This is a genomic window from Methanolobus sp. WCC4 (assembly GCF_038022665.1).
Taxonomy (GTDB): Archaea; Halobacteriota; Methanosarcinia; order Methanosarcinales; family Methanosarcinaceae; genus Methanolobus.
Map to the genome: position 1 here is coordinate 2,168,632 of NZ_CP150629.1, position 13,403 is coordinate 2,182,034.

Here is a 13,403-nt window from a genome sequence, read left to right on the forward strand (position 1 = left end):
GTTTTCGTCTCTAGTTTTCTTCTCCCTTTGGCCATCATATTTTGTTTTACTGCATAGTGGATACCCTGATCCGATCGTAATTAGTATATAGAAGCATATAATTTTAAAATAAAATATATATTTTAATTTTATTTATTTTATTTTAAGAAAAATATGAACATAACGCCCTGAAGTAACTACATTCCACCAATATATATGAGCAAGCTTCTATGCAAATATGCTCCCTACAAGTATCAATAAAAACAATAAAGAATTGTTCAGCACAGAAGAGATATCCGAATTCCTGCATGATACAAGATACATTATCCTGCTATACATAGTAGGGGACTTCCTGACAACATTCCATGCTCTGAGCAATGGATACGGATTCGAGGAGAACAGGATGCTTGCAAGTATAATGGCTGAGCATGGGATCTGGTCACTACTTATAGTAAAGATGCTGATACTTCTTGTGATCTACTGGAACTATCACTCGATCAGAGCGTCCGTCCATTCATATGCCAGAAGACTGTGGGACCTGTCAAGACTCGGAGTAAGCCTATTAGGACTTGTCCTTGTGATCAATAACCTGATGGTAATATCAATGAGATCAAGTCTTTTCGAGTACCTTGGCCTCTCCTGAAAGAGACTCTTTTATCTGGGTGGCCTTTATGTTGATGACCATTTCAGCTATATCCGCACTATATTCGGATATACGCTGAAAACTCTCAATTATCTTTCTTTGCCTTTCCCCGTAAAGACAATAGGTATTCTCCGAACCTTCAGACTTCTGTATTATCTTGTTCCCAAGTGCAGATGACATCCGGGAGGTTCTGATTATATGGTTCGCAAGGTCAGTATCAATGTTGAGTACTGCCTTAAAAGAATCCTGGAACAGCCTGTGTGAAAGGACACCCATCTCTATGATATCATCGCTACCATTCTTTTGTCCATCCATCTGGACAACGGTCTGGGCTATTATATTAACATGGTCACCAATGCGTTCCATGAGCTTGATTATAAGGCGATATCCGAGGCAATCCTTTGAATTATTTATCCCCAACTTCTGGGCAAGTACCGAATCATCAAGAGCGGCCTTTATCTGCCTGACACTTAAAAGATAGAATTTGTCGACATCATTGTCCCTCTGGGCTATATCCGTTGCAAGTTCCACATCGTCTTCCCTTAAAGCAACAATGGTATCCTCCATCATAGAGGATATTATACGGAACATACTCTGCAGGGACTTTTCAAGTGAAATGTCCTGATAGTTCAGGAGATTCTGGAGAACGATCTCGGTCCTGGATTCCTCAACGATCTCAATGCCAATGAGACGTTTGCGCGCAGACTCTTTCAGATACTTACGTTCAGCGGCTGTAAAACCACCTGGAGAAACTATCCTGATAATATCATATCCAACAAGATAATTGGCAACAAGTGTCCTGAAATTCTCTTCCTGGTCTTCGGATGCTACCATCTCGACCTTTGAACGGGCATTCTTCTTCTGCTTTTCCTGATCAGGAGTTATTACAAGTGAGCGGTCAGGTTTCACTGTCAGAAGCACAGTATCTCCTGCACTGAGATCACTTTCCCTTACCCAATCAATGGGCAGGGAAACGATATATGTTGAACCGCCTGTCAGCTGGATCTTTCTTTTATCTGAAATGTGAATCCTTCCTTTGAATCTATTAAATAGGACTAAAAATATTAAAGGATTGTCAGATTCCCTGAAACCTGACTGAGCCTTGATGTCATACCATCATCATCGGTAATCTCCAGATCGATAGTGATATTCCTGTCATTATACGGGTCAATACCAACCGGCCTGACAACCATACCCGAGAGATCATAATCATAGAGGGTTACATTTCCTGAATCCTTCCATACAGCCCATTTGTAACTTGTAATAAAGCCATCTGTATCAATAGAATCCGATGCATCCAGGATCAGATAACTATTAGGACTCTGGGTACCATTGGCACTTTGCAGGTATTCCACCTTGAACTGAACTTCAGCAACCGGCATAGGTGGGGTGAAAAGTTCCCTGAAGACATTGATATAAGATGTTATTATCTCTACCTTGAGAGGTTCATCCTCTGAAGGAGCAGCTCCCGCATAGGAAGTGAAGTCGATCCCATAAGAGATATTGTAATCATCTGTGTTGGTGAGACTTCCACCGGAACTATTACCATAAAAGGTGATCTGCCTGTTCTCATCGTCTATTGAGAAATTGCCTGATCCTATGCACTTTGTTCCATTTGAAGCGAAAGTGACATTGTGATCATATACAACCTCTCCAAAGGATTCCCAGGGATGTTTTTCAAGGGTATATGTGTAGTCAAGACTGTTGTTGGTCCATGAGGAAGAGGCGGGTATCACCTCTGAACCTGTTACAGTGATGTCCGAGAAATTAAGATGGATCGTCTTGCTCTTTGTAGCAGGAATGACAACCCTGTGATTCGCACTGTAGATTGCAGGATAATCCCTGTAGACATCAAAATTGCCATCGTTGTCGTATGCCTTGAAATGAAGGAAATATCCCCCATTGATATTGATTGCGGATATATAGGAATCATCTATATTGAGATTGAGAACTTTAAGGTCGATGGATTCCCAGCCTGATCCATCCCCTACCGGTTCGATGGAGATTATCCTGAGATCCTCATTCTCAACAGCAGTTTTATGGCTTTCAATTTCCATAGCCTGCTTTTCCGTAGTGGAAATAATGAAGGCTACACTTGTGGCAGCGATTATCGTAACAAGTATCAACAACAGAGTTCCAAAAACAACAGTAACTCCGCGTTCATTATTCACAAATGATCCAATATCGTTACCAGCCATCTCTGGTGAAAAGATCATTAGCGATTATATACTTTGTTTCCATAATATATATAGTCCCCAATATTCTATAGATATTGGCCAATTATTCCAAAACGATTTAAACAATGATCACTTTTAGGGTTTTGATGGTGCTAACTAGCTTCGGTTTGAAAAACGTACCTTCCAATGTGGTACTGTTAATAGAAGAGGACATAGGAGATGTAAAGAGCGTCTTCTTCCGCAAGATCAGTCTTGATGCTCTGAAGCTTGGAAAGAAGGTACATTACATTTCTACAAGGAGTTCCAGGAATGACATAATGGAGGAACTTACCAGATCCGGCATACATGACCATCTGGAGAATCTGGATGTCATTGGCAACTTCTCAGACCCCGTGTCCCTGCTTGATATGTGTTACAGAAGGCACAAACTCACCAGTCGCCTCTATGGAGAGGATGCCGGCCCGTTACACAACATAACCGATGCTGATGTCTGCATAATAGACATGTTCTCCTCTCTTTTCATCCATGAGGAGATAGAGGTGATATCAGAGACCATCGAAGCTCTGACAAAAATCAGCAGAGAAGAGAATATAACGTTCCTGCTTGCAGCAGATATCGGCATTCTTCCCGAAAGGGCAGAAAAGATAGTGCGCTCCATGGTCGATGGTGTCATACAGTTCAAGACCGAGTACGCCGGTGGCAAGATCAACCGTTTCATAAACATCCCTAAAATGAAAGGAAGTATCCCCCTGAACAAAATGATAGCATACAATGTCACAGGGCAGGGAATAACCATGGATACAAGGGAAAGGGTTGGTTAAACTACCTTCTTTAACATAGAACTATTGAATTTTAAAGGCAGAGAGAGAATTAACCATCCTCTCCACCTACTATAATTGTCGCTGTTCCTTTTGATTCACCTGCTGTTGCGGTGACTATATACGTACCTGCGTCAGAACCTGGTATAGGTGTAACTGAAACTGTACCATCATCCTCTGTCATTGAACTCGTTATTATGCCATCAGGTGATATGGTCATCTTGACAAAAGTACCGGGAACCGGATTTCCATCTGGATCGGTAACATTGAAGATGATAGGCTGTTGCAGCGGAATACCTCCAAATACTTCCTGACCATCACCGGAAACAACTGATACTATGTAAGAGTCCCCTGCACCTGCAGGTAGCAGAAGTGTTACACAGGCAATATAGCTCAAAGCTATCAATACTGCCGAATGTTTGAAACCATGCTTGATCTCGCCTTCAGTGATAAGTCCGACAATGAGTCCACCGAACAGGGCATTCAGTATGATCATATGGAAGAAACCACGCTCGAAATCTATGTCAGAAAGACCTGCTCCTCCAAGCATTTCCATACCAACACCCTGAATGAGAGGTAAAAGGGATGTTGAGAGGATGTATGTCAGCATCACGATGATACCCTGCGCGAGATAGAAGATAACAATGTACTGTTTCAGATCAGCTTCCTTTTCCCTCTGTATAGCTATCACTGACCTCATATCTTCCGAGGTACGAAACAGAAGGTCTGCAACATTACCACCTGTATAAGCTGCCTGAACTACTACATCGATATATCTTGCCACAAGGCGGCTTTTCATGGAAGCCGACATCCTGTGCATGGATTCATCGAAGGATTTCCCCAGTACCATTGAAGAAGCTGCATCCTGAGCATGACTGCTTATGGCACCGAGATTGGTCTTTGAGAGATTGATGAAACCCTTCACCGGATCGATACCACCCCTCATCAGTTCTGATAACTTGTACAGGAACTCACTGAAAGCAATCTCTCTTTTCTGCAACTTTCTCTTTTCCAGGAAGGAATCTATCGAATACGGAATGATAGCTACAAGGATGGCAAAGACCATTATGTGGTCCAGGTCATCTTTTGGTTTATCATCGTCAGGCTCCGGTTCAACCTCCTCCTCTTCAGCAGGCAGGGTCTCACCTCTTTCCGCTGCTTCGGCAGCTTCAAGTTCTGCTACCAGGGCTTCATAAGCTGCCTGCTTTGCTGCAGCTTCATCGCTTACAGCAGGACCTGCTTCTGATGCTTCATCCGTCACAAAGGAATGACCGGTGAGAACTGCCATCATCAATATCATGAATGCAATAATGACAGGGATACCCAGTGTCAGATATTCACGCTTGATATCATAACGTAGTGTCAATATCTGAACATATCTTGCTATTGTCAAATGGTGTTTTTCAATACTTCTTTCAATATTCATAGAGTACTCCTTGAATATTTCATCCAGAGCAGGATCAGGAAAACGATATTGATGAAAGGCAACATGAAATAGACGAAGAACTGGAACATCTGTTTGGCTGTGAAAGGTCCGAGGTCGATACCCAGAGCACTTGTGACCACGATCATGAGGACCACAAGTACCACACTCATCACAACTCCGCTCAGATAACCTTCACCATATACACCAAGGGAATCAACGAACTCCTTTTGCATCTTTCTCCTCATATCCATAAGTTCATTCGATTTCATCTCAAGATAGGTACGTAAGCCTCCACCGGATTGCATGGCATTGGCAAGGTCTATACAAATATTCCTGAGGGATTCCGAAGACGTATTTCTTATAAGATGGTTCATGGCACTGACACCGTCCTCACCCAGAACATCCACACGGTACATCACCTTGCCAAATTCAACTGAGACATCCCCGTAATCCTCTATGGCAACCTTCCTTATCACATCCATAGGGGACGAACCCGAACTTGCAAGGATCGTCATATAACCCAATGTGAAAGGGAGTTCCTGTTCGATATTCATGTTCTTGTTGGAGACCTTGTTATAGAGCATGAAAGGAAAGCCACTGACCGTCAGACCAAATGTCAGGAAGGTAAGGACTGATATATACACAAGCGGGGAAGAGGAATTACTGAAAAGAATGACTGATAGTATGAAGATGATCACTGATGCTAGTGCTGCAGTTACAAGCGCAAGGGAGATGAACATACCGGGGGTAAGTACCATATCCGCCTGATATAGTGATCTGGCAACATCTTCCTGTGGTTTCCTGTCTACCTGCTTACCGAAGACGTAGCAGAACATCTTGTATTTCTCTACGTATTTGTTGGTCTCACCATCATTGAAAGCCTGATGTACATCAACATCCCGGGTCCTGACCATTAATGACTCATCTCCGCCATCTCATCCTTTTCTCTTGAATACCTCCTGATAGCTCTGGCAACTTCCTCATATTCAGTTATACCGTCATTAGCAAGGGATTCAAGGTACTTTCCACGCATTTCCATTTCCCTGACAAGCTCCATCTGGTCGATACCGAACTCATCATTGATGGCATCGAACATGGCACTGCTGCCACTGTATTCGTATTCATCCGTAACGGGATTCCATTTGAACACAGGATTCGTTATAAGGTCACCACGTTCAGGGTCCAGTTCCACAATCTCAACTATCCTGAGTGCACGCCTGAGGAAATGCTCACCGACCTTGATCATGGAATTGAAGATGACCATGTCCACACTGGCAAAGAGATTCCTCGGTACGTTCATCGGCTCGGATTCGACCCTGGAGAGAAGTTCATGGATAGAGCCTGCGTGTATGGTTCCCATACATGGGTGACCCACAGAGATAGCCTGGAACAGGGTACCTGCTTCAGCACCACGGACCTCACCAACCACTATGTATTCAGGTCTCTGCCTCAAAGCAGCTTTAAGGAGGTCGAAAAGCTCAATATCTCCTGCGGACTTGCCACCCTCACCACCACCAAAACCAGCCCTTGTGATAGATTGTGTCCAGTTAGGGTGCATGAGGTTCATTTCAGCAGTATCTTCGATAGATACTATCTTGTATTCAGGCGGGATGAAAGCACCAAGAGCATTCAATGTAGTTGTCTTACCGGATGCTGTACCTCCTGCTGCCAGAACCGATCGTTTGTACTCGATCATCAGCCAGAAATAGGCAAGTACCGTGGAGTCATAGGTTTTGTAATTCATTAGGTCGATACAGGATACCGGATTGGACTTGAAACGCCTGATAGTAAAGGTAGAACCTCTTTTAGTTACCTCTTTTCCAAGTGTCAGGTTGGCACGGCTCCCATCCACAAGGGTTGCATCCCTGATCGGTTCAAGAACTGATATATGACGACCTGCTGCCTGTGCCATCCTCATGACAAAGTTGTTAAGCTCGATCTCCTCATAGATCACATCAGTAGCTACCGAACTGTAGACCCTGTGATTGATATATAGGGGTGTGTACGGCCCATTACAGGTAATATCCTCAATGTATGGGTCTTTCATCAGGAGGTCCATCCTGTCAAAGCCCATGTATTTCTTATGTAGATAATAGAAGAATTTGTCCTTCTGCGTTTCACTGAGCTTCAGACGATAGATGTCCACTATAAGATCGAACCTGTCCCTCAGAGCTTCATCCCTGTCCTCTTCTTCTACAAGCAATATCTCAGAGTGTGCCATCTTGTCAAAGGCATTCTGTATGATGTAAAGAGCTTCCTCCTCGCTTTCACTAAGTGGAGGTTCAAGGCATTTGTATTGAAGGGATTCGCCATCGAACTCAATGTGAACATACTGACAACCGGGTGTAACCTCATAGGTGATATTGACCTCCTTTTGGGGTACTCCAGGTGCAGGGACTGATAGTTCACCGACTATGAACTCCATCTCTTCAATGGTTTCAGGTGCAGGGGTTATTATCTGCTCTATCTTCTTTAAAAGTAAAGAGACCTGTGAATTTTCGGCCGGGTCCGGATCCTGCTCATTCAAGGATTCGACTATATCCTCATATACAATCTCAGAGTCCTTTTTCTTACCAAGAATAAGACCAAACTTTCGCTTCTTTTTTGCAGACTCTTTCTCTGCAGCAGGAATTTGATCATTTTCATCGATAGACGTGTCACCGAAAAAGAGAGCATCCTTTTTTGATCCCCCTTCCTGCTCCCCCTCTTTTTCCAATACCAGAACGGAGGAAATTGCTTCGTGGATGGGCACTTCGTGCTCTGCCTGAGGGAGGAGGGACTCTTCCTCGCCAGTATGATTGTTATCGGAGATGAGAATATCATCTGTTGTTTCTATCACATCTCCACCTATACGAAGGGTGGTATTTTCGATGGTATCAGGTTCTTCCTGAATATTTGTATCAATTACATGAGATGGCTTTTTTCGGCTGAGCCTTGATCTTAAATAGAGTTTAACCAATTCTGTGCCTCCAAGCAATCAAACGTATTGTAGCATTGATAATCAGAACAATAGTTATTAGAACAAATGCTGCAGCAAATGCTTCTGAATCTGAAACTAAATGAGGGTAGTTATATGCATTATAAATTGTAAGTGGTAAGCTTGCCACTAGATCCTGGAACGGATATATCTTCACACCATACAACAGCTTGTCACTTGCAGCAATCTTAAATTCAGGATAGAACTGTGTATAGCCTGCAGTAAAGATCACAACGGCAGATTCTTCTGCAGCACGGCCTGTACCCAGTACTATACCTGTCAGAATTCCTGAAAGAGCAGAAGGTATTGTAATATTTTTTATTGTTTCCCATTTTGTGGCACCAAGTGCATAACTGGCAGCTTCAATATCAAATTTTACTGTATCTATCGCTTCTTCACTTGCGCGTTCAATCACCGGTAATATAAGTATTGCAAGAGCAATGGAACCAGAGATTAGAGAAAAACCTCCAGTAATCGACCGCATATAGAATGCAAATACCAGAAAACCAAAAATACCTAGGACGATAGATGGCGTACCTGAAAGTACATCAATAAGAAAACGGAATGTTCGTACTGCAAAACCATCCTTTGCATACCTTTTTAGATATATTGCCGTCCCTACAGCTACAGGTGTTGCCAATATTGTAGAAAAAATAGACAGGAGTATAGTGCCTACCACAGCATTTCCAATTGCACCACCAAGTCCGGGTTGATTGGATTCAGAAGTAAGTATGAAATGCAAACTAAGGCTTGGAAGCGCCTTTATTCCAATCGTTCCCAAAATGAAAAACAATACCAATAATATGAGAATAGCAGACAAATACGACAAAGTAATAAATACTCTACCTGTGAGTTGTCTCAAATTAATTTTTGACACTAATGGTAGAAAATTGGTTTTAATATCTTTTGATTTTTCGGTATATGTCATTTTCTCCCCCCTATAGCCCTTGCTAATCCTACAAACAATATCTCTGTTGCAAAAAGTACTGCAGCAATAGCAAATATAGCACTTCTAGCTTCTGCATCAGCTATTTTAAAGCTAACATCTGACAGGATTTTGGTAGTCATTGCAGTGCCTGTTCCAAAAAATGTTGTTGGTATATTATTAGAACCTCCAAATAACATTACAATAGCCATAGTTTCACCCATAGCCCTCATCATACCAAGTATCACAGCTGCCATTATACCCTTAGATGCTGTGGGTAGCAACACTTTACTAATAGTTTCCCAATGTGTAGCACCCAAAGCAAATGAAGCTTCTCTGTACGCATCTTCAACTGAACGTATTGAATCCTCAGACATTGATATGATAGTAGGGAGAATCATTATGGCAAGTACTGTTGATGCAAGCGCTAAACTCACCCCTCGCACATTTATTTCTGTGCTAAAAAAGGGTATTAAACCCAACAGAGAAACTGTAAGTGGAGAGATATAATTAACGAATAATGGACCAAGAACAAAATACCCGAAAATCCCATATACTACAGAAGGAATCCCAACCAATAGTTCAATCAGGGGTTTCACTATCGAAACAAGCCTTGGAGAGGCAAATTCGGATAAAAATATTGCTGTGAAAACTCCTATAGGAACAGATAATGCAAGAGTTACCACCGTTAGAATCAGAGTTCCTAAAAAGTATATACGAATCCCATATATGTGCTCAGCATAATCCCATTTAGAACCTGTGATAAAATTGATTACACCTTGACTTTCAAATGTTGGATAGGCAATGTAGAAGATGAAACCTATGAAGAATAATGTAATAAAAACTGTAAGAGCAGTGCAAAATGCAAAGACAAATTTTGGAGTTAATGATTCTAACCTGGATATTGTCATATTATTCATTTCTTCCGTTTTATCTAATGAAAAGAAAAAGAGTGGTGATTTGTGCATTGGCACAAATCATTGTTATTTAATTTAGAGGTCGTACAATGAATAATATCCGACTTCTGAGAAGATTCCCTTCTGAGCTGGCTGGGTAGCGAAATCAATAAATGACTGCTCAATTGAGGAAGGCTCACCAAGTGTAAGGTAGTTGAGAGGTCTGGTAAGCTTTGCAGGGAATGTGCTTGTCTCACCCTGAAGCTGGAGAAGAGCCTCATCATTGTTGTCATCGAAGTCTGTACCGGCACCTACATTAATAATTTCTACTGTTGTGTCCTCAACGAATCCAATGTCTACGAATCCAATTGCAGGAGCTGTTGTGGATCCAGCCTCTACAGCTGCGAGTACACCAGGATTTCCAGTTGCCTTTGTTGCATTTGTATTGTCTATGTAGTGTTTGTCACCAAGCCACTTAGCGAAACATTCTTCACTGCCACTGCCTGCCTCTTCTCTCTGATAGACCTGTACGTCAGCGGTAGCGGAGAGGTTGCTTGGTAAAGAACCAGATGCTACCATACCATCTGCATCTGCTGCCTGATACAATGCAAGCATTTCAGCAGCTGTTATTGGACCATTACAGGTGACACCTTTGGAAATTGGAACTACTGCACTTGCACCAATTTGATGAACCTGCAGTGTTGGGTGCTCTGTTACTGTATCTACTGGCTCAGATGCTGAACCAATGTCTACAACGTCCATTTCAGCTGATGCAATACCTGCACCGGAACCGCCTGCCTGAACTGTTACTTTAACACCAGCATTTTCTCCCATGTAGGCATCTGCAAGAAGTTCAGAGACTGGCTGAACAGTTGTTGAACCTGCAATAAGGAGTTCTGCGGATGCGCCTGATGCGGCTTCTGCTGCACTTGCTTCGTCGGAAACGTCGCTTGAGAAAGAGCCCATGATCGTACCTACAGCTGCTGCACCAGCGATTGCTACCACTACTAAGACGAGGGTTGCAACGATAGGTGAAACACCTGCTTCATCGTTGAAAAGTTTCTTAAAGTTCATGTTTATCGTACACCAATTTGTTTTATGTTCCTATTCGGGAGCGGGTTTGAATCGCTCTGGCAGTAGATTGGATGCACAATATATAATCATTCTACAAGTCATGTATATAGACCACTAATCAATATAGAATACGGATATCTCTATATACTGGTGCATATACGACAGGGAAAATCCATTATATAGAAAAAACTCAACAACTGGAATTTAAAAGTGAAGTCTCTGTGAAAAAAAAAGCAAATAGTAGCGAAAAGTTGTATTTAAAAGTGACTATAAAAATAAATACAGAATAATGTGAATGAATATAATAAGAAGAATTGCACCCTGATAACTTACTTTGAAATAAGGGTATAGACAACACCAAATACGGCTGCTGCAATGATAACAACAATAACATAAAGATAATTCTCTACAGCATCAATGGCCGAACTCTCTACCACACCAAAGAGAGAGGATATTCCACCTAAAGCACCAGTGAATGTCCTGCTGACAAAATCCTGTGTCCTGTCAAAGATACCGGTTATCGGATCAAGGACCTTTGACAGGAACGTAGGTGTTGAATCATCCTGCTGAACCTCGACAGACATATCTGAAATATCTAGATCTGATACTTCATCGTCTGATGAATACAGATCATCTTCATTATTGTCTGCATTGTTATCTTCATCATCTATGACTTTCTCCGCAGGCATCACATCTACAGACGCCTGATCATCGATAGCAGCCAGGTCAGATATCCAGCCACCATTCAACGGCTTCCAGTACTGCTTTACCTCATTACCGTTAACATAGAATGAGGACTGGACCTCACCCTCATAATCCCCTATAGCCCTGAATGCACATATAGCAGGAGGGAGGTCAGGAGCTACATCTGATGAAATATCATAGGACATAGATAGTGATGAACCGGGTGGAAGTAACACACCATCAACAGAAAATGAAAAGGAATCATTAGAATTCGTAGTACTAAGGTCCCATTCGCTCAAAGGCAGACCACTGCCCTCAAGACCCTTTTCCACACTTCCATCAACATACGTCACGTTTACAGGAACAGTATCCGTAAGGTTGATCCATGCTGCACGATTACCATCGTTGGACAATTTGAGTGTGACTGTGTAGTCATCATCTGCACCTGAAAGACCTTTGTCAACCACAATATGAGGACCGTGGATCGTAAGAGATCCTGTACCTGACTCCCATGTTAATTCCTCCCCGAAGAAGTCAGCAGTTACAACAACTTTATCAAATGAGTACTTTCCAGATCTTATACCTATCAGCTTCTGACCTAAATAGTACTGGCCATTATCATCCATCGAAGAATGGTCACCGGAATCATATGCTTCAGATATCACAAGGTCTTCCGGAATCTCAGAGAACTGAACATTTAGGTCATCTATGGTATACAGACCGATATTATAGATATGTGTCCTGAGGAATACGAATTCCGTTGCATCACGGATCTCATAGTTGCTCGAGCTGTAACTGTTCGTAGCACTTTCCAGTTCCTTCACATACCATGAGGTCATATTTATCTCATTTCTGGTGATCTCCAGAATAACCTCCATATCAGGCTCAGTACAGCTCAGTTCCATTGAACCACTGAACTCATGAGAATTGCCTTTTATGTCATCTCCTGTTGCTGTAGCATTAAGGTAATAGTTAATATCATAAGGTGATGTCTTTTCATCCCACTCAGGTGCAACCACTGTAAAGTTGAGTTCAACGCTGTCATCCTGTTCGAGACAACCAAGATTCTTCCTTAGCACATTGTCCTTTAACTGAAAGTCCCCTTTTTCCCTCAAATTTAGTTCTCCAAGAGGAATTTCAAGAACAACACTTTCTATCCATGCGTCACCAGTATTCCTGACCTCGACATCAATTACTTTTTCCTCACCCGGAGCATACTGTTCAGAAGATACTTCTACACCCTGGATAGTCTCTTCACTTGCATCGAATTCAACCTTGAGTTCAGGAAGACCCCTGTAATAGATAGTTAGCTTAGCAGAAGGAGTCTTGTAGCCATCTGTGGTTATATCATCCAATACCACCAGAATCTCATTATCCCATTCGAATGACATCCTGTCATAGACGTCCAGGAAAAGGAACTCTTTTTTTACGACCCAATCTTTCTCTATTGAGATAAGGGCTGCATCAAGATCCTCAGTGAAATCATCTGATCTGAAAGTATAAACGACACCATTGACAGCCACTGTTTCTACCTGTCCCCACTCCAGACTGGTCGAGCCTTCTTTAACCCACTCAACACAATGATCAAGATCATTACATGGACAATAATTATCCGCCGCTGCCAGAGGCAAAAATGAAGAGAACAGCAATATCAGCGTTGTGAGGTAGAATAAGCTAGGTACGTATCTACTCGTTTTTTTCATAGGATCCACTCCACACTATTATGACCTTTTTGAGACCTTCCCGGAAATAACATACGCAAGCAGAGCATACCCCGCCATTGTTACAAAAACAAAGGGTATTG

The 13,403-nt window shown here is 42.3% G+C and carries 11 protein-coding genes; 2 read left to right on the forward strand and 9 right to left on the reverse strand.

What is annotated here, in order from left to right:
* The first annotated feature begins 217 nt into the window (after positions 1 to 217).
* On the forward strand, positions 218 to 622 hold the full coding sequence (locus tag V7O63_RS10250) for a DUF5658 family protein (RefSeq protein WP_340818418.1): 405 nt from the start codon (positions 218 to 220) through the stop codon (positions 620 to 622).
* Here V7O63_RS10250 and V7O63_RS10255 read toward each other — a convergent pair.
* Entirely contained in the window at positions 590 to 1,687 is a 1,098-nt protein-coding gene (locus tag V7O63_RS10255) for a phosphate uptake regulator PhoU (RefSeq protein WP_340820835.1), read from the reverse strand. The genes V7O63_RS10250 and V7O63_RS10255 overlap by 33 nt on opposite strands.
* The gene (locus tag V7O63_RS10260) at positions 1,687 to 2,838 is read right to left on the reverse strand and encodes a hypothetical protein (protein ID WP_340818419.1); all 1,152 of its coding nucleotides are present in this window, start codon (positions 2,836 to 2,838) and stop codon (positions 1,687 to 1,689) included. The genes V7O63_RS10255 and V7O63_RS10260 overlap by 1 nt, the downstream gene beginning before the upstream one ends.
* Before the next feature lie 107 nt (positions 2,839 to 2,945).
* On the opposite strand from V7O63_RS10260, the gene V7O63_RS10265 reads away from it, so the two are divergent.
* Positions 2,946 to 3,620 (forward strand): RAD55 family ATPase, encoded by a 675-nt coding sequence (locus tag V7O63_RS10265; RefSeq protein WP_340818420.1) that lies wholly within the window; start codon positions 2,946 to 2,948, stop codon positions 3,618 to 3,620.
* 49 nt (positions 3,621 to 3,669) lie between these two features.
* Here V7O63_RS10265 and V7O63_RS10270 read toward each other — a convergent pair whose 3' ends face one another.
* From V7O63_RS10270 to V7O63_RS10300, 7 genes are all read right to left on the reverse strand, one after another.
* Positions 3,670 to 5,043 (reverse strand): type II secretion system F family protein, encoded by a 1,374-nt coding sequence (locus V7O63_RS10270; protein ID WP_340818421.1) that lies wholly within the window; start codon positions 5,041 to 5,043, stop codon positions 3,670 to 3,672.
* The gene (locus V7O63_RS10275; protein ID WP_340818422.1) at positions 5,040 to 5,957 is read right to left on the reverse strand and encodes a type II secretion system F family protein; all 918 of its coding nucleotides are present in this window, start codon (positions 5,955 to 5,957) and stop codon (positions 5,040 to 5,042) included. Before V7O63_RS10275 ends, V7O63_RS10270 begins: the two co-directional genes overlap by 4 nt.
* Complete coding sequence (locus V7O63_RS10280; protein ID WP_340818423.1) at positions 5,957 to 8,002, reverse strand: type II/IV secretion system ATPase subunit; 2,046 nt, start codon at positions 8,000 to 8,002, stop codon at positions 5,957 to 5,959. Before V7O63_RS10280 ends, V7O63_RS10275 begins: the two co-directional genes overlap by 1 nt.
* Positions 7,995 to 8,948: a phosphate ABC transporter permease PstA gene (pstA, locus tag V7O63_RS10285; protein ID WP_340818424.1), complete on the reverse strand. Its 954-nt coding sequence runs from the start codon at positions 8,946 to 8,948 to the stop codon at positions 7,995 to 7,997. The genes V7O63_RS10280 and pstA overlap by 8 nt, the downstream gene beginning before the upstream one ends.
* Entirely contained in the window at positions 8,945 to 9,913 is a 969-nt protein-coding gene (pstC, locus tag V7O63_RS10290) for a phosphate ABC transporter permease subunit PstC (protein WP_340818425.1), read from the reverse strand. Before pstC ends, pstA begins: the two co-directional genes overlap by 4 nt.
* A 24-nt stretch (positions 9,914 to 9,937) precedes the next feature.
* On the reverse strand, positions 9,938 to 10,915 hold the full coding sequence (locus V7O63_RS10295) for a substrate-binding domain-containing protein (RefSeq protein ID WP_340818426.1): 978 nt from the start codon (positions 10,913 to 10,915) through the stop codon (positions 9,938 to 9,940).
* Between the two features lie 329 nt (positions 10,916 to 11,244).
* Positions 11,245 to 13,302 (reverse strand): hypothetical protein, encoded by a 2,058-nt coding sequence (locus V7O63_RS10300; RefSeq protein ID WP_340818427.1) that lies wholly within the window; start codon positions 13,300 to 13,302, stop codon positions 11,245 to 11,247.
* Positions 13,303 to 13,403 lie beyond the last annotated feature (101 nt).